Origin of the sequence: Spirochaeta lutea (assembly GCF_000758165.1) — a bacterium.
GTDB classification, from domain to species: domain Bacteria; phylum Spirochaetota; class Spirochaetia; order DSM-27196; family Salinispiraceae; genus Spirochaeta_D; species Spirochaeta_D lutea.
This window is the reverse complement of record NZ_JNUP01000071.1, coordinates 74,853-91,503: the sequence shown is the minus strand read 5'-3', so window position 1 is coordinate 91,503 and position 16,651 is coordinate 74,853. Positions and strand designations below refer to the sequence as shown.

The 16,651-nt window shown below is 58.0% G+C and carries 15 protein-coding genes and 1 pseudogene; 7 read left to right on the top strand and 9 right to left on the bottom strand.

Translation table 11 applies throughout. The features are described 5' to 3' along the window. The first annotated feature begins 58 nt into the window (after positions 1-58). Positions 59-652, top strand: a complete 594-nt coding sequence (locus DC28_RS13105) for a hydrolase (protein WP_037549583.1) — start codon at positions 59-61, stop codon at positions 650-652. A gap of 88 nt (positions 653-740) precedes the next feature. Here DC28_RS13105 and DC28_RS13100 read toward each other — a convergent pair whose 3' ends face one another. From DC28_RS13100 to DC28_RS13090, 3 genes are all read right to left on the bottom strand, one after another. Next, entirely contained in the window at positions 741-1,016 is a 276-nt protein-coding gene (locus DC28_RS13100; RefSeq protein ID WP_037549581.1) for a hypothetical protein, read from the bottom strand. 9 nt (positions 1,017-1,025) lie between these two features. Beyond that, positions 1,026-2,099, bottom strand: a complete 1,074-nt coding sequence (locus DC28_RS13095) for an ArsR/SmtB family transcription factor (protein WP_037549578.1) — start codon at positions 2,097-2,099, stop codon at positions 1,026-1,028. A 473-nt stretch (positions 2,100-2,572) separates the two neighbouring features. Then, positions 2,573-3,247, bottom strand: a complete 675-nt coding sequence (locus tag DC28_RS13090) for a sterol desaturase family protein (protein WP_037549573.1) — start codon at positions 3,245-3,247, stop codon at positions 2,573-2,575. Positions 3,248-3,415: 168 nt separating this feature from the next. On the opposite strand from DC28_RS13090, the gene DC28_RS13085 reads away from it, so the two are divergent. Together DC28_RS13085 and DC28_RS15880 are read left to right on the top strand one after the other, a co-directional pair. Further along, the gene (locus tag DC28_RS13085; RefSeq protein WP_037549569.1) at positions 3,416-4,783 is read left to right on the top strand and encodes a hypothetical protein; all 1,368 of its coding nucleotides are present in this window, start codon (positions 3,416-3,418) and stop codon (positions 4,781-4,783) included. Between the two features lie 305 nt (positions 4,784-5,088). After that, complete coding sequence (locus DC28_RS15880) at positions 5,089-6,366, top strand: SPL family radical SAM protein (protein ID WP_156104693.1); 1,278 nt, start codon at positions 5,089-5,091, stop codon at positions 6,364-6,366. 177 nt (positions 6,367-6,543) lie between these two features. Here the strand turns inward: DC28_RS15880 and DC28_RS13070 are convergent, their stop codons facing one another. Continuing rightward, positions 6,544-7,953, bottom strand: coding sequence for a hypothetical protein (locus tag DC28_RS13070; RefSeq protein ID WP_037549562.1), 1,410 nt, complete (start codon positions 7,951-7,953; stop codon positions 6,544-6,546). Positions 7,954-8,153: 200 nt separating this feature from the next. Between DC28_RS13070 and DC28_RS15875 the strand changes: the two genes are divergently transcribed. After that, positions 8,154-10,736, top strand: a complete 2,583-nt coding sequence (locus DC28_RS15875) for a diguanylate cyclase (RefSeq protein WP_162180242.1) — start codon at positions 8,154-8,156, stop codon at positions 10,734-10,736. Between the two features lie 204 nt (positions 10,737-10,940). Here DC28_RS15875 and DC28_RS13060 read toward each other — a convergent pair whose 3' ends face one another. Beyond that, entirely contained in the window at positions 10,941-11,264 is a 324-nt protein-coding gene (locus tag DC28_RS13060; protein WP_156104692.1) for a hypothetical protein, read from the bottom strand. Positions 11,265-11,555: 291 nt separating this feature from the next. Beyond that, the gene (locus tag DC28_RS13055; protein WP_238565825.1) at positions 11,556-12,584 is read right to left on the bottom strand and encodes a cation diffusion facilitator family transporter; all 1,029 of its coding nucleotides are present in this window, start codon (positions 12,582-12,584) and stop codon (positions 11,556-11,558) included. Between the two features lie 204 nt (positions 12,585-12,788). On the opposite strand from DC28_RS13055, the gene DC28_RS13050 reads away from it, so the two are divergent. From DC28_RS13050 to DC28_RS13040, 3 genes are read left to right on the top strand one after another with little or no spacing between them, the layout of a single operon-like run. Next, the gene (locus tag DC28_RS13050) at positions 12,789-13,175 is read left to right on the top strand and encodes a nuclear transport factor 2 family protein (protein ID WP_037549557.1); all 387 of its coding nucleotides are present in this window, start codon (positions 12,789-12,791) and stop codon (positions 13,173-13,175) included. Positions 13,176-13,185: 10 nt separating this feature from the next. Further along, positions 13,186-13,914 carry a YiiX/YebB-like N1pC/P60 family cysteine hydrolase gene (locus DC28_RS13045; protein ID WP_037549555.1) on the top strand — a complete coding sequence of 243 codons (729 nt, stop codon included), beginning with the start codon at positions 13,186-13,188 and terminating at the stop codon, positions 13,912-13,914. Positions 13,915-13,962: 48 nt separating this feature from the next. Beyond that, positions 13,963-14,799, top strand: coding sequence for a class I SAM-dependent DNA methyltransferase (locus DC28_RS13040; RefSeq protein ID WP_052078888.1), 837 nt, complete (start codon positions 13,963-13,965; stop codon positions 14,797-14,799). Between the two features lie 247 nt (positions 14,800-15,046). Here the strand turns inward: DC28_RS13040 and DC28_RS13035 are convergent, their stop codons facing one another. The 3 genes and pseudogenes from DC28_RS13035 to DC28_RS16565 form a co-directional block, all read right to left on the bottom strand. Then, a complete protein-coding gene (locus tag DC28_RS13035; protein ID WP_037549552.1) occupies positions 15,047-15,460 on the bottom strand; it encodes a DUF1761 domain-containing protein in 414 nt (137 codons plus the stop codon). A gap of 35 nt (positions 15,461-15,495) precedes the next feature. After that, positions 15,496-16,317 carry an ABC transporter permease gene (locus DC28_RS13030; RefSeq protein ID WP_037549550.1) on the bottom strand — a complete coding sequence of 274 codons (822 nt, stop codon included), beginning with the start codon at positions 16,315-16,317 and terminating at the stop codon, positions 15,496-15,498. After that, positions 16,314-16,651: pseudogene (locus DC28_RS16565) on the bottom strand (hypothetical protein); the annotation flags it as partial. The gene DC28_RS13030 and the pseudogene DC28_RS16565, both read right to left, overlap by 4 nt.

Here is a 16,651-nt window from a genome sequence, read left to right as displayed (position 1 = left end):
CCCTGGCTATGGCATACTAATCACCCCAAGAAAACCGGCACTATGCAAGGAGTACATAATGGCAGATCTACAACTTGGACGGACAGAATTCGGACGCCCCCAGGACCGGGGAAACCTGCCCAGCCCGGAGCAGGTCCGGAGCCTGTTGGATGAATGGGTTCCCAACGACCGCCTGCGCCTGCATATGGAGCAGCTTGGCGATCTGATGGAGGCCTGGGCCCGCCGTCAAGGACTGGATGAGCAGACATGCTGGCTCTGGAAGGCTACCGGCCTGCTGCACGATGCCGACTGGGACCGTTGGCCGGAAGAACATTGCCGGAAAATAATCGAATACGGCGAGGCCCAGCACTGGGACCCCCGGCTGCTCCGGGGAATCGCCAGCCACAGCCCCCGCCACTTCGGTGTGGACCCCCAATCCGAACTGGAACGGATGATCTACGCCTTCGACGAACTCTCGGGCTTCGTCCACGCCGTAAGCCTGGTACGCCCCGGGGGCTATGAGGGAATGGCCGTAAAATCAGTCAAAAAGAAGCTCAAAGAAAAATCCTTCGCGGCCCAGGTGAACCGCGAAGAGATAGCCGACGCCGCCCAGAAGGCAGACATCCCCATGGAAGAACTAATTCAGTTCATCATCCAGGTGCAAGCCGGGTAGAAAATAGACCCGGCTTGATCCCCGACTCTGAATACCCTAGGGCCGCTCCCTAGGCTCGCTTCCTAGGCTCGCTTCCTAGGCTCGCTTCCTAGGCTCGACCCGGCCGGGGCCGAGGCTTCGCGTTCACCGGGGGATCCTCAAAGGTAGCTATCCGGGTTCCCGCCTCTTTTATGCGAGATCCCAGTCGGATGAGGTAGCGTCCGAGGAGCCTACGAAGGGCGTACATACCTCTACGCTGCCGCCGCCGGCGAGCCCGAATCCCCCGGACGCGTATCTTGTTGACCAGACGACGGTGTTCAGCCTCCCGAAGCAGGTCGTTTCTATATTCATTCCCGTGCAGGTAATCTGAATACCAATTATTCATGGGGTCCTCCTAACCAACCCAATGGATTATGGACTGAGCCAAGGCGGTAAATGTCTCCCGGTTAACCTGGTAGCATTTCATGTTTTTTGTTCCCTCGCAGCGCTGTTCTTCAATGAGATCGAGGGCTGATAGTAACTTAAGCTGCCGGCTCGCTCCGGAGGCGCTAAACCCGCAGGCCTCCATGATCTCCGGCTGGGACAAGCGCCCCCGGCTTAGCAGCAGACCAACAATCTCCATCCGGCTCTCATCCCCCAGGGCCTGAAACATTTGGGTCATCTGGGACTGACCAAATCCTCCGCCCTTTTCCCGGCGGATAGATCCCTCACCGTAAAAAATCACCACCAAAGAACCCCGGCGCATCTTCCCGAAGTAGGGCCCCACGTGGGGCGAGGGGCAAAACCGTACCTCCCGGGCCTGGCTGATCCAGGTCTGAAGTTCCTGGGCCGTCTCCATGTTGCAGGAGATAATGTTCGGAATAAACGAGGTGGTGTTCAGGCCGTGCTGGAGTTTCGCGAACTCCTCCAGGGCGGGCCGCCGGCGTTCCCACTCCTTTTTCAAGTACACGTTCCACATGTAGTGGAGGTGCTCCAGCACCACAGATTTCATCCGGTCCGGATTCACAATCAGCTCGTAGGCCGCCCTCTCGATCTGATGTGCCCGGGAATTCGGTTCATCATCCAGACTCCTATACCGGTCTGCCAGGTATGTCAGGTAGTTTTCTGGTGATTTCAACGCCTCCTCCACACTCAGGCCCGATGCTGGGTCCCTGCGGATGGCACGCAGCTCATACTCTCCCAAGAGCCGCTGCCGCAGCTCCAGGGCCGGGGTGTTCTCCATATCCTGCAGATATTCAGGAAAACTTCCCACATCCCGTACCGGCACCAGGGTGTAATGCAGTCCGTCCATCACCACCGTATTGAGCCATCGCCTCTCGGGAGACAGCTCCCCGTGCACCCGCTCCACCCAGGGATCCAGTCCGCTCATGGTATCTACATAGGACAGCAGAATAAGGCTGTACAGGTTCGCCCGCACCTCATCAACCCCCCGGTGCTCGGACTGTGTATTCTTAATTACCTCGATCATAGCCGCCCTCCTGGATACATTGCAATATCTTAACATCCCGAAATTCTGGAATAATAAAAATGTAACACCTAGGACGAGAGAAATCAAGGCAGGAACCAAGGTTTCTTTGGAATATTCACGTGCTATTTCGAAGGGTGATTAGGAACCGAGTCACAGTTGTCAGCTTGACCTGCTACTTTAACTGCCCGATCTAGCATATGTGCTGCCTACTCTTGAGAGAGTACAAGGAGTTATCCCAGGGATGGCAGTAGCTTAATTACGAAATCATCCTTGGGGAAATAATGAAACCCTACTTGGGTTCAGAGAGCGCTTCGAGATGGGATTCATTTGATTCAATAGATTGGCGTGCAATCCTAGCCTGCCGGTCATCCTGTTGTACCTGGATTTCTCAAAGGGTGGGCGGACATCAAAATCCCCCCAGCAGAAACGCATTTCACGCTGCTACTGGGGGATGTTGCATCTGAGGGCTGGTATCAGCTGTCGGCTTGTTCTTTTTCCTTCTTTGGGGTCTTGGACGGTTCGGTATGGAAGACGTAGTCCCAGGTTGGGCTGGTAACCCCGAAGCGTTCGTCCGGGGTTTGTACGTGGTGTTCCATATGGTGTTTTCGGACCCATTTGAAGAATCGGCCCTTCAAATTAAAGTGATGCACCGAATAGTGAATCATATCGTAGGCAAGGTAGCCGGTGGCGAATCCGGCGAAGGTCGGATAGAGCCAATGAGGGGCGTTCAGAATGAGATCGAAGACCAGGTAGTACAGTCCGAAGAAAAGAGCCCCCAGGGGCAGGCTGACCATGGGGGGCATCACCAGGCGGGTTTTGACCATGGGCTGCATGTGGTGAACCCCGTGGAATATAAAGGTGATTCGCTTGCCCGCCTCACTTTTTGCGTGGTAGTGGAAGAGCCAGCGGTGGAGTACATACTCCGCCAAGGTCCAGATTCCGATTCCCAGGACGTAGCCTGCAATGGCATACCAGGGGAATACGCCGGGCAGGGCATTCACTCCACTGAGGTAAAGGAATATTCCGATAATCGGTACCCAGATCGCCAGGACCATTCCGGGATGGATGTGGGTGAAAAACTCCAGAAAATCCGACTTAAAAATCCGCATTGCCTCTCGGCTTGTGCTTGGTTTATGTGTATCGGCCATATCTTCGCTCCTATTTCTCTCTTTCCTATATAATACATCGCCCCGGGAGACTACTCCACCATAATTACGGCCTACCATGGATTTGTCTCGTTTCCCAAGGAAAAATAATTGTTCTCTGCCGGAAACCGTAGTACTCTGCCAGAAGGCGCTGCTATTAGGAGTAATTGTATGAATCTTAGAAGAGTATCAACCAGGGCTTTTATGTCTATTTTGGTAATGTTTGTTCTGGTATCCGCGGGCTGTAATATCACCGATTCGAACAGGGCGGATGTGACGGTAATTAATAACACCGGCGAGTCTATTAAGCTGGTAGCCGGGGATTACAGCAAATTTGAAGAGAAGCCCCATGGTGATTTGATGGTGGCTATCTCCGCCGACAACTCTGGGACCCCCTTCAATCCCACCACCGAGAAGAGTGTAAATATCTGGCATCTTAACTCCGCAGAGAATTTTGTCACCATTCTAACAGACCAGTATGGGGAACACAAAGAATTTGAATTCGAACCGGATGTAAAATACATTCTCACTATTGATCAGGGCACCTTCACCCTGACCTCCGATTCAGACTCCGGCTCCGGAGATGGCAGTTTCAGCCGGAGCTTCCCGTCCGTCTCTCGGAGTGCTGCCCTAGCCACCAATTTGATCTCTATGAATGCAGCCCACCTCAACCCGGTGCAGGCAACCGTCACCAGGGAAGATGCTTCCTACGGCAAAACAACCGTATCTGTACATGCCTCCTTCAAATACGATTACGAAGCGGGGGATTTGGATACCCTGAGCTTTCCACAAGCCAGGGCAACCTTCTACGATGCAGATGGGAATAGTATCTACAACACAACCCTGGATGGGGGAGACGGGTTCAAGTATATTGAAGCCCCGTATACCTCCAGGTATTTTTCCACCTCCTCGTATTACTACAACAATAACTATATTTTCCCTGGCGATACGGCATATCTGCGTTGGTATGCCTACTTTGATTCTGATGATACGACCCATCCGCTCTATGGTATTGAACCGGAAGATGTAGCAGAAATCAGCTTTGATCTCATCTCAAGTGGCTATTCCAATATAAACTACGAGAAACTCACAGCGGCTAACGGCGGTCTGACAGTAACTAATGTCGCCATGATCGGGGGAAATGCCACGGCAACGGTGACAAACCATTCCGCCTCCCAGTGGTGGCAGCTTTTGAGCTTTTCAGATGCCTTCATTCTTGATAGTCAGGGACGGCTTCTATCCAATGATTATTACATCGATCCCGTAAGCGGCTACAGTCTGCTCGTCGAACCCGGGGGCACGACCAAGATCTATGTCCCCATCCCCTCAAGCGACCAGGGATCGGCCACATCAGCGCTATTTCTTCTGGATTATGAGGAGGGCGTTCCCTTAGGTTCATCCATCATAGCCCCGCGGTCTCTTGGCGGTCGGGAGCTGGAAGTCCGAACTGCCCGGGAGTCTTCGGTGCCGGTGGACAGGCAAGAGGCTGCCGAGGCTGAACATAACCGGACCCTCGAGGCTATGAACGCCCGAAACTAATACCGGGAAGGAAATAGAGCATAACCGCCGGAGGTGATCCGGCGGTTTTTTCGGTCGCTCCCGCTGTCCTGGGGCTACTTAACGGCAACTATTGTCGGTTTTTTAGAGTTATAGTCGATGTAATGAAGGCCTTTCCGTAGACAGTTGCAGGTGTAGGTATTTGTGTACAACCTCTACAACAAAATCGGCATCGATTCTCGCACCCGGCTTATCCGGGCAATGGCGCCAAGGGACCCCGGCGCCTGAACCATGCCCCGAGAAAGGCGCTTGCCATGGAGATTCTACAGGCCTATACTACTAAACAAATGAAGAGCCCCTCAGCCCCTAGACCCAAAGCGCGCCGGGTATCCAAGGCGTTATCTGCCAACCTGCTGCCCGACCCGTTTACCATGAGTCGGTACAAACTCTCGCCCTACATGGGCTGCGGGCATGCCTGCAGCTACTGTGACGGCCGGGCGGAGAAATACTATGTGGAGGGGGATTTTGAGCGGGATATCGTTTATCGGGAGAATCTTCCCAACCTGCTGGAACGGGAGCTGCCTAGGGTGCGGGAATACGGGCCTGTGGCTATCAGCAGCGGCATTACCGATGCCTATCAGCCCCTGGAAGCACAGCTGAGAATTACCCGCTCCTGCGCGAAGATACTGCAGTACTACCGTTTGCCGGTCACGCTGCTGACAAAATCAGCCCTGGTCCTGGAGGATATGCCCTACTGGCGGGAGGTGAATCAGGCAGCGGGGTTCCTTCTTCTGGTTACCGTCACGACCTTGGACCAGCGGGTGGCGGATACCTTTGAATCCGGGGCGAGCCCCGTCCGGGACCGGCTCCGGGCATTGGAGGGGGCGGCTGCGGCGGGCTGCGCAACCGGAGCCTTGGTTATGCCCCTGATGCCGGGGATTAGCGATGGTATCCGGGAACTGCGGAATCTGTACCGAACCTTGGCGGATGCCGGGGTCTCGTGCATCATGCCCGGCTGGCTTACCCTGCGCCCGGGGCGTCAGCGGAACCACTTCCTTTCGGTGTTGAACTGCTGGGAATCCCTTGACCCTGAGGTAGTCGAATCACCTTGTACCCACCTAAGCCATGAACCCCGAGAAAATGGGCTTCGTCAGCGCTATGCCCAGCTGTACGGTCGGGACTTGCAGAGCGGGAATCCCCTGTATTCCTACCGTCAGGAGATGCGACAGGTTTTCCGCGAGCTGAACCGGGAAGGGGGGATTGCCCCGATGATTCCCCACCGGGTCTACCGACGAATGCTGAATCCCGCCGACGAGTTGTACATGGTGATGATGCAGATGGAGCAGTGGTACAGCCAAAGCGGTTTGCCCGGGCCGAGGCTGGAAGGGCTGCGGACCAGTCTGGGGGCGTACAGGGATTGGTTGATCGGCGAAAAGAAGGCTCTGGGCAGCCCCCGGGGGGGCGGGGTATACCATGACATGACGGCTCTGGTGAACCGGGCGGTTCAGGACGGGAGTTTACGGCGGGTTCTTGGGAATGCCAGACTTTTTGAGTATCTCCGGGGGGTGTTTCAGGGCCGTGAGCTTTTTGAGCCCTGGGCGGCCGGAAAGGGAGACCGCTCGTGATGCCGATAACAGGTGCCGGGGTTCCGGCTCCGCGGGCTGCCGGGGCCCGGCGTCGAGGGTGTCTGGGGACCGGTTTTCAGGGTTCCGGTTCCGCAGGCTGCCGGCGCCCGATGGTAAGAACCGAACGGGGCCCCATGCAGATAGCCGCAGGGGCCCCGGGAATTCTCACCCGGCAGATTACTGAATATGCTTGATCATGGCCGCCCCGATGGCCGATCCGGCACTTTGCTCAAGGGCGCTGAAGTCCTGGGAGGCTTCCCGGGCAAGGAGGGGCGCCTTGGTTTTTGTTGTGTTAAACAGGCTGTTGGAATACTCGTAACGCCGGGTATTTTCGGTGCGTACTCTGTCGTAAAGCGGGTAGTAGAGCTCCGTGGCGTCGTCGGTGAGAATCTCTGTACCGTAGTACCAAATCTCGTTATGGACAATCCGCTTCAGGGCCTCGAAGGAATCTGCGGCCCGTACCGCATCGTAGTTTTGACGGCTCACAAAATCCCTGGCACTGGCATGGAAATCATCATAAACCCCGTAGAGAAGAGAGGTGGCGTCCTGAACCCGCATGACCGCAAAGCTGCCGTCGCCGAAATCCCGGAGGTTTAAGCGCATGCTGGAGGTTCCGGTGATGATCGTGGCGGTGATACTGTCCGAGGCACTGTCACGGTAGCTCTGCTGGGAGAGTACCTGCCCGGCGGCAACGTCAATGAGCTGTAAGGTTCCCTCGATTTCTTGATTGTAGCCCCAGGTGTATTCATTCCCGGATAACAATCCCCCAGCCAATGAAATATTCGGCCGGCTTCGGGTATCCGTGACCCGGCCCGCGGTGACCGACTCAATGTACAGCAGCAGATCCACATCGGCTTCCTGACTGTCCCGTACTACGTTTGCCAGGGATCGACCCTGGCCGATTCCCAGGGCCGCCGGAGATACGAATTGGGTAAACTCCCGGACCGTAGGATTACCCCCCAGGGCGTTGATGACTGCGCGTTCCAGAATGTCCATACCCTGAACGCTGTACACCATGACCCGGGCAATCCCGGCTTCCTTGGCCTGGGCGAGCAGGCTCTGGGTATCCTTGTAATCGGCAATGAGGGCCTGGGCGCTGGCGAGGTAGCGGGAGGCTTCCCGGGCGGAGCGGAAATCACCTCTAGCCAGGGCACGGGATCCGGCCTGGTAGTATTCCTCTGCGGCGGTTTCTTTCGCCTCGTCACGTTCCTGGGCATAACTCTTGGTTGGATACCGGGACGCATACGAAGAGCCTGAGAGAATCCGGTGAATCCGTTCCAGGTGGGCATACTCCCGCCAGATAGAATCTGATGCAAAGGCCCTGCCGCTGGATTGTAGGGTATCGATCTCCGCCAGGATGTTACGGGGACCTTGTTCAGCGGTTCGTTGAAGCAGTTCTGCGGCTTCTGGGAATTCCGGGTTGGTTTCCAGGGCAGACAGGGCCTTCTCCAAGGCCACATCGTACTTGCCTTCCTTGAAAGCCCGTTCACCGGCGCGGTAATCCGCCCCGCCGGCAACAAAGAGGGTGCCACAGGCTGTAACCAGCACCAAGGGTACCAATACCAACAAGATGAATAATCGTTTCATAGCTTCTCCTTAAAATGCCATTATGGCAGACCGAGCTTAACTCAACCTTAAGTTCCGGGGAAATCTTGGAGAATTCCGGTACATCCGGGGGGTTGCTACGGGGTATTTGTTAGGGTGATTCTGCGATGATCGGGTCCAAGTCCGGATTGAATGACCCGGTCCGCGGTGTGGTACCAAGTGCGCCAGGCTATGAAATCACCATGGAACTGCAGAAGTTCACCCAAGTCTTGACTATTCGGCCCGGGGGGTTGACTCTTAAAGTAGTGAGTAAAAAACCCGATTTAAAACCAGTCTTGGTCCTCGGTGCCCCCCTGGATGGGTACTACAGCATAGAGTTCTGGAGAGGGCTCCATCAGGCCTCCCGGGATTACGGCATCCAGATGGTATACCTGGGCGGCGGCTTACAACAGAACTACCTGCAGGCCATACCCGCCCAGGGAGCACCCAATGAGAACCGTTCGAGTCTGCTCTATCAGCTCTTTGATCCCCAGGCATTTCAAGCCGTGCTGCTTTGGGGGGCGCAGTTCCTCCACGACGCACCCCCGGAATATCTGATAGAACTGGTTACCCACCTTTCGTCCCTGCCGATTTTCAGTCTTGGCTGGGGCCATCCGGGAGTAACCGCCCTCAATCCTGATAACCGAACCCCCATCTACCGACTGGTCAGCCATCTCATTACCCGGCACGGCCATAGCCGGATCGCCTATTTGGCTGGGGACAGCCCCGAAACCCCCTGGGAAGTCCGGGAACGTCAGTCGGGGTACCACCAGGCGCTGGAGGAGGCGGGAATCAGTCCTGACCCCCGGCTGCTCGTCACCGGGCGGGATATTCAAGAGGATTATCATAGGCTGCATGCCAACCTGGAAGAAACGGAGAACTGGGCCGAGAGCGCTATGCGATTGCTGGTGGAAGGGCGCGGATTGATTCCCGGCAAGGATTTTACCGCCCTAGCCGCCCGGGACGACCGGGCCGCCCTGAGGGCCATGGAGTACCTGACGAGCCAGGGTATCAGCGTCCCGGGTACCGTGGCCGTGGTGGGCTTCGATGATGTGGAGCAGGGTCGCTGCAGTATTCCCTCCCTTACCACCGCCAGTCAAAACTTCTTCCAATACGGCCGGAACCTCATGGCCCATTGTATCCGGCATCTTCAGGGTGATTCTCATGCCTCAACCTCGGGGAACCCCCCGGCATCACCATCGGCTCTGCTTCCCGAAAGCAGGGTGATCCTGCGGGAATCCTGCGGCTGTGTGAACCGCCGAATCCAGGTGCTCTCCGGGGCGTCCCCCAGCGCCCCGGACATCTCCCGAACATGGCCCGCCGAAGCCCTGGCCATTCTCGATGAACTCTTAACCTCCGACCCCAAGACGCCTGAGGATCAGCCGAAAGGAATGCCCAAAGCCGAAATCTCCGGCCCTCCACCCGGGGAAACCACCCCAACGTCCCCCGAAACCTCGGAGCACTGGACTACCCGGGCCAAGGCCATCCGCCGGCTGGCAGACTGCCTGAGCCGGACCGGTATTGACCCCGGGGAGATTCCCGAGGCACTGCTTACCCGGAGCAGCTCCATGACGACCGCCGCGGACACCCGGCTGTCCGCCCTGGCAAACGATATTATCCAGCGCCAGATGCGCGCCCGCACCCTGGACCAGGACGCCAGACAGAACCGCATCGACGCAGCCAGCCGGGTGCTCTTCAGCCGGTACGATATGGATTACATCCTCCAGGGCCTGGAGGTGCAGATTCCCATGCTCGGTGGACAGGGCGCGGCCCTGGTGTTGTTTACATCCTCGGAGAAGCCCCAGGACGGCGCTCGGCTGGTTTTCTGGATGTGGCACGGCAGGCGGCGAACCATTGATCCCGAGCAGGGGATACATTTTGATGTCCGGACCCTTCTTCCCCGGGGGTACTGGCCCGGTTCTACCGCCGAGGGTGAACAGACCAGGCAGACCGGAAAGAGGGTAGCGCCTCGCAGATCCGGGCTGGTCGATCCGGGGCAGCCTAGGCAGTCCGTCCCGGGAGACCAGTCGGAGGGACCGGATGCCCATCCCCGGGGCTGCAGTCTGAATGTGGAGTTGGTACAGTTTGCCGGCAAGAGGATCGGGTACCTGGTGATTCAACCCGGGAAGGATGATACTGCCGTAACCGCCGGGTTGGCCCGACACCTGAGTACGGGGCTTCAGGGGGCCACCCTGGTATCGGCCCTTCGTAGAGCGAATGAGGAGATTCAGGCCCTCTCCCGGACCGATGCCCTGACGGGGCTTTTGAACCGTCGTAGCCTGGAGCAGCGCCTGGCGGAGGAGTGCCAGCGAGCTGACCGGTATCAGAAGGAGCATGAGCCGCCCTGTCTGCTGTTTCTGGACCTGGATAACTTTAAAACCTACAACGATCGGTACGGCCACTGGGCGGGCGACCTGGTACTCCAGCATTTTGCAGGCATCCTGACCAGCCAATGCCGCCAGAGCGATCAGATCGCCCGGTTCGGGGGGGATGAATTTGTTATCCTGCTCATTGAAATCACCCTGAAAGACGCAATCCAAAGCGCCCGGCGAATTATTGACGCCTTTTCCCGCCAAGAAAGTCTGATGGAGGTAATCCGGCTCAACACCCCGGATCACGCCAAGCCTCCAGCAACCCCTCCCGAGGCGCCGGGGCTCTCCTGCAGCATCGGCATCGCCCGGTACCGCCACCAAACCCCCTGGCAGACCCTTATCCAGCAGGGAGATCAGGCTCTCTACCAGGCCAAGGCCGCAGGCAAGAACCGCTGGGCGGTCTTCGGGTCTTGATGGCGCTAAGGGGGGCGTTGGCTGGAAGATCTGAACATCTGAACGGCTTCCCCTGGGACTAGGCTCGGGACCGGCCGGCTGTTTGACAGAAAAACCTGGGGCCTCGGTTAGATCTCCGGGGACTTGCCCACACGGCCTGGATCCCTTCCCGGTAAAGAGTCTCCCGTTAAAACCCCGGCGGTCAATCGGCTGCCAGGTGTCGGACTAATCCACGTAAACGGTGCGGAAGGTCAGGGTGCCCGGCTCGCGATCCTCGATGTACCCGTAGGTCCTGAACCAGGTCCGGCAGCAGAGGGCAATGAGGTAGGGGCTGCGTACCTGGAAGCCCGTGGCACTGCCTACCAGGGCATCAACCATGCAGACCGGGCAGGTGGCGGTGGCTCCCCGGGGATCCTCAGTGTCCTGGATGCCCGGCTCCTGGCCGTCCCCTGGACCGCCGTGGGCGCCGCAGTACATGCAGGTCCAATCCTTGCTGGCGAGGATCTGATGGTAGTTATGCAGGGTGCAGCGGTGTAGGTAGGTAATCATGGCGTGAGTGTACCGGCGCCTGGCCCGGGGAATGTAGGGCTGCAACCTGTTTTGTCGCAAAAAGGCCTTCGCTGCCTTATGCCGGGGGTAGACGGGTAGAATAGGCGTTCTTTTGGAACATCTGGTCCGTTGCTTCTGAGACATAGCAAACTCCTGTGTTAATCAGTTCCGGCTGCCCATCAGCCGGATTCACCAGGTTCCGCTGCTATGTGTATGCATTGGGGAGGGGTCTGCCCATGGTAATACCCGACCCGGGTTTGGTCAAGCTGAGGGTGGGGTGGATGCGGCGGCTCAGCTCGAGGCTTTTCCCTCGGGTGATTCCAACTCTACATCAGCCTCGCAGAGTCCGTAGGCCTCCTGGCTATGATGTACTCCCAGGGGCTCGATGTGAATCAGCACATCGTACACATGGGGAATAGCCTGGCGGATCTGCCTCTCCACCTGGTTGGCGATCCCGTGTCCCTGGCGCACCGTCATGGCAGAGTCGACCTCCACATCCAGTTCGACCATCAGCTGGGTATTGATCCGCCGGATCCGGGCCTTATGGGGATGTTGGGCGCCGTCCACCCGGTGCACCGCCGCAAAAACCCGGCGGTAGAGCTCGGGATCATTCATCCCGTCCATAAGCTCCACCGAGGTTTCCAGAAAAATTTGAATCCCCGTTTTAATAATGAACAAACTGATTATCAGGGCCAGAATCCTGTCCAAAACCGGCAGCTCAAGAGCCAAGGTCAGCCCGACCCCCGCCAGTACCCCGGCGCTCAGCAGAATATCGTTGCGCATATTCTTTGCGTCGGCCACTAGCATGGGCGAATCAATGGCCCTGCCGGCCCGTCCCTTGTACAACGCCAGCCCGGCCTTGCCGAGAATGCTCACCGCCGTCACCACCAGGGCCGCAATCCCGGGAACCTGCACCGCCTCCCCGGAGATCAGCTGTCCCACAGTGGATACCAGCAGCTGAAACCCCGCGAAGGCAATAATAAAGGACAGGAGTTTCGTGGCGATCGTTTCGGCCCGTTCATGGCCGTAGGGATGCTCCTGATCCGGGGGTTTATTGGAGATCCGGGCGGCGAAAAGTCCGATGACACTGGTTATAATATCCGAGGCGGAATCAATCCCGTCCCCCACCACCGCCATAGAACCCGTCAAAAACCCCACGGTTATCTTTCCCGCCGCCAGGATCCCGTTCCCAAGAATGCCCACCAGGCTCACCCGGGTCTGGACCCGCACCCGGTGCTCCCGTTCCCGGCTGGTCCGGCCTTCCTCCACCCCGGGTGGGTCCATCTGGCTGTTCATCGGTGTGTCTGTCGTCCTGCTCACCACCCCAGTATGCCATGGCTGCCGAGCTTTGGGTACGCCCCGGGGGGCATTCTGGAAATTTTAGGGTGATTCGACTGCCCTGTATAAGGCCCCGGCCCCGCCAACCCAGGGCTACGGGGCCGTTATAATGTCTCCAGCGCTTGACAGCCCTCGGGGAATGCACGACTCTATATTGCATTATCGATAATAGCGAAAGGAATCCCTATGAAAAGAGTAGTACAGTTGATCTTTGTGACGGTTTTAGTCTCAATGGTGATTATATCCTGTGCACAAGAGAAGGGTCCCGAAGCCTCCGCCATCGCCTTCATGGAGGCTGTGTCGTCCATGGACTTCGAAAAAGCTGCAGAGTATGCCACCCCGGAGACCCAGGAAATGCTGGGCTTTCTCGGCATGATGAGCGCCGAAATGAGCGAGGAGGAGCTTCAGGAGGTCACCGGGACCAAATTTACCCACGTGAACACCGAGATGCGTGAGGGAACAGCCTTTGTTACCCTTTCGGCAGACGGCCAGGAGCAGACCCTGACCCTGGAAGAGGTAGACGGCACATGGCTTGTCGCCCTAGACAAAGAGGACCTGGATAAGGAACTCTAGGAGTCCGGCGGTGAAGAAGTCCCTTACCCGTATTCCAGCTATAATTACCGGGGTCCTGGGCCTGGGTTTTATCCTGGCCTATCTCTGGATGCCCCGGCTCCTGGTGGCCGGGGTGGGCTGGATTACCAAATCTCTCCGCGGCGCACCGGCTCAGGCAGAAATGCAGGCCGCCGCCTCCCCGGAATCCTCCATGGCAACCCGAGGCGATGTGCTTCATGCCTACGAGCTGGATGCCATCCAGCCCGGGGACATCGTACTGCGCCGGGGAGGGGGCTTGATGAGCAGCCTCATTGTGGAGGTTCTCGGGGGAAGGGAGGGGTTTTCCCATGGGGGGATGCTCATGCCCGATGAAACCGGGGGTTGGCAGGTTGTCCACTCCGTGTCCCAGAGCATCTCGCCCCGGGACGGGGTACAGGCCCAGAGCCTGGAGGATTTTTTAGCCGCCAGCATCCCCGGCTCTACGGCGGTGGTGCGCCTGAAGGCCCCGGGGGAGATCCGTTCCGCCATGGCTGCCCGTGCCCTCGCTCTTGAATCGGAGCGCCTGCCCTTCGATTATTCCTTTGAATTGGGGGGCGGGGAGCTGTACTGTACGGAGCTTCTATGGGCGGTACTTCCCGAAGAAATCCGCAGCCAAACCACTGAATATCACCAACCGGGGCAGATTATCCGGTTTGAAAGCTTCCTAAATCCTGATTTCTTTCAGATTATCATCGACCGCCGCCGGCAACTCGCCCGATAACAGGATCTCCGATAGCAGAACACCGCCGATGTGGTATAATCAGGGGCTATGACCAGAAACCACCATCTAAATCTGTACCGCCTCGCCGACCGGCCTGCGCCCTTCGCCAAAGGCTCCATGGAGCTGTGGCGGGATCCCCATATTTCCAAGGGGATGCTCCAGGCCCATCTTGACCCGGACACCGATGCTGCCTCCCGGAGGCCGGCCTTTCTGGATGCATCATGCAGGTTCATCCAGGAGATCGCACCCCCCGATTCGTTCCCGCGTCTTCTGGACCTGGGCTGCGGCCCCGGCCTCTACGCTCAGCGGCTCCTGGCCCTGGGGTACGATGTGACGGGGGTTGATTTTTCCGAGGGTTCCATCGGATACGCGGCTTCCCAGAATCCCGGTGGCCGGTTTCTCTGCCAGGACTACACTAACCTGGAGGTTCCTGGCCCCTTTGACCTGGCTATGTTGATTTACTGCGACTTCGGGGTGTTGGCCCCGGAGGATCGGCGGAAGGTGATAGCCGGAGCCTTTGAGGCGCTTCGGCCGGGCGGATTGTTCATCCTGGATGTGGAGACTCCGGTATTCTTCCGGAGCCGCGCCGACTCCCAGACCTGGTACGCCCAGGATTCGGGGTTTTTTATGGATTCACCCCATGTCTGCCTGGAGTCGCTGCTTTCCTACCCCGATAATCTGCACCTGGAACGCTACATTCTGGTGCCCGAGCAGGGCGAGCCCCGGGTTATACTCAACTGGCACCAGGCCTTTACCCCCGAGACCCTTAAACCTGAGTTTACCGCCCGGGGTTTCGAGCTGGTGTCATGGTACTCTGATGTGGCCGGCCAACCATTTCTGCCGGACACGCCGATCCTCTGCGGTGTGTTCCGTAAACCCGGCTGAACCCGGCTCCGGAAATCGGAATGCCGGTGTACGCCCAGCCAGGCGCACCCCGGTATTTCTGAAAAGGGTGTGTAGTGCGCAAAAGGTTGTAAACGACACCAGATATAGCGGAGTAACCAATATTTCCACTCATGGGTGGTGTCGACGGGGTGAAAAGTTCCATTCTTTTGCGCACTATAAAAAGGGTGACTACCTTTGCTACCGGGGATCTACCCCGGGCATGTGAATCACCCTAAATACCGAACCCTCACGCCAGAAGCCCGAAGAACAATCCGAACACCGCCATGTCCAGAAGATGGTTTCCTGCTTCTATGGCCCAGCCCGCCACACCATGCCCGGCAAAGAGTTTGTTCACCAGGAAGGTGGGAGCAACAAAGCCGGCCCAGGCAAGCACCCCGGTCAGCAGGCCCGTGAGGCCGGTGATATCTCCTAAGAGGGCGGGGGATATTCCGACCAAAACGCCCACCGCCAGGGCTTTTACCCCGGCGCTGAGAACCGTCAGAATCCACATGAGGGCCATGCCCTGGGTGTCGGGTTGCTGGCCCTCTTTACCGATTATCTTCCACCACCGGTCGAAAAAAACCTTGGGGTGGTACCAAATCATGCCGTTCAGCATGGAAAATACGACGCTTAATACAACACCGAGCCACGATATACTCATACTGGTGTCCTCCTTGGCCACCAGTATACCATGCCTCAGCGGTTGTTCCGGGTGCGGTAGAGATACATGGTAATGGCGCCGAAGACCAGGACCAATACCACCGACCAGATGAGGGTGATTCCCAGGGCGGGAAGATCCGGGCTGCCTTGGATGACCGATCGGGCCGCCGTTGTTGCGTGGGTTACCGGATTAACCCGTACAAACACCTGAAGCCACCCGGGCATGGTACCGGGATCGACAAAGATGTTGCTTCCGAAGGTCAGGGGAAAGCTGACGATGGAGCTGATGCTCATGACGGCCTCGGGTGTTTTGAGGAGCAGGCCCATCATGGTCCAGATCCAGGACAGGCTAAAGGCGAAGACCAATACTACACCCACGCCCCCGGCCAGGCCAAGCAGGCCGCCCTCGGGTCGGAATCCCAGGATGAGACCCAGTACAAGTACCACGACGGAAGCAATGGTGTAGCGTACCAGATCGCCCAGGAGGGCCCCCACCAGGGCGGAGGGCTGCCAGATCGGCAGGGTCTGCAGCCGGTCGAAGAGCCCCTTGGCGATGTCCTTATTTATCGTCAGGGCGGTGTACATGGTGATCATGACCACCGTCATTACCAGGATTCCCGGGATTAAAAACTGCACATACGATTCCACCGATCCTGCCAGGGCGCCGCCGAAGAGCAGGCTGAACAGCAGGGTCATCATAATCGGGAAGGCGGTTACATCGAAGAGTTGTTCGGGAACATGTTTGATCTTCAGCAAGGCCCTCCATCCCAGGGCGAGACAGGCGGCAAACCAGTTCGGAGCCGGGGGGCGTTCCTGGAGGGTCAGCAGGGCATCCAGGGCATGGGGTTCTCGGCTCATGGGGTGCCTCCTTTATTGTCTTTTGTTCCGTCCTTCATGATCGCCTGGGATTGCGGCCGGGTTCGTGTTCCGTCTTTCATGATCGTCTGGGATTGCGGCCGGGTTCGGGGTCCGGTAGGTCCCGCCGGTTCGTGGCCGGGTTCTGAAAAAGTCTCGGTGCCGGGTTTTGAACCGGGCTCGCTGCCGGGTTCAGTCGTGGCGGCATCATGAAGGCCGGCTTTCGGTGGGGATGAACCGCCGGGTTGAACCTCGGGCCGGGTTGCCCGGGGAGTCGCTGCCGGTTCCTTGGTCGCTGCCGGTTCCTTGGTCGCTGCCGGTTCCTTGGTCGCTGCCG

What these genes read in the sequence shown, in the direction of transcription:
- DC28_RS13105 (WP_037549583.1), top strand. Translation starts at nt 59, where the DNA reads ATGGCAGATCTACAACTTGGACGGACAGAATTCGGACGCCCCCAGGAC.
- DC28_RS13100 (WP_037549581.1), bottom strand. Translation starts at nt 1,016, where the DNA reads ATGAATAATTGGTATTCAGATTACCTGCACGGGAATGAATATAGAAAC.
- DC28_RS13095 (WP_037549578.1), bottom strand. Translation starts at nt 2,099, where the DNA reads ATGATCGAGGTAATTAAGAATACACAGTCCGAGCACCGGGGGGTTGAT.
- DC28_RS13090 (WP_037549573.1), bottom strand. Translation starts at nt 3,247, where the DNA reads ATGGCCGATACACATAAACCAAGCACAAGCCGAGAGGCAATGCGGATT.
- DC28_RS13085 (WP_037549569.1), top strand. Translation starts at nt 3,416, where the DNA reads ATGAATCTTAGAAGAGTATCAACCAGGGCTTTTATGTCTATTTTGGTA.
- DC28_RS15880 (WP_156104693.1), top strand. Translation starts at nt 5,089, where the DNA reads ATGAAGAGCCCCTCAGCCCCTAGACCCAAAGCGCGCCGGGTATCCAAG.
- DC28_RS13070 (WP_037549562.1), bottom strand. Translation starts at nt 7,953, where the DNA reads ATGAAACGATTATTCATCTTGTTGGTATTGGTACCCTTGGTGCTGGTT.
- DC28_RS15875 (WP_162180242.1), top strand. Translation starts at nt 8,154, where the DNA reads ATGGAACTGCAGAAGTTCACCCAAGTCTTGACTATTCGGCCCGGGGGG.
- DC28_RS13060 (WP_156104692.1), bottom strand. Translation starts at nt 11,264, where the DNA reads ATGATTACCTACCTACACCGCTGCACCCTGCATAACTACCATCAGATC.
- DC28_RS13050 (WP_037549557.1), top strand. Translation starts at nt 12,789, where the DNA reads ATGAAAAGAGTAGTACAGTTGATCTTTGTGACGGTTTTAGTCTCAATG.
- DC28_RS13040 (WP_052078888.1), top strand. Translation starts at nt 13,963, where the DNA reads ATGACCAGAAACCACCATCTAAATCTGTACCGCCTCGCCGACCGGCCT.
- DC28_RS13035 (WP_037549552.1), bottom strand. Translation starts at nt 15,460, where the DNA reads ATGAGTATATCGTGGCTCGGTGTTGTATTAAGCGTCGTATTTTCCATG.
- DC28_RS13030 (WP_037549550.1), bottom strand. Translation starts at nt 16,317, where the DNA reads ATGAGCCGAGAACCCCATGCCCTGGATGCCCTGCTGACCCTCCAGGAA.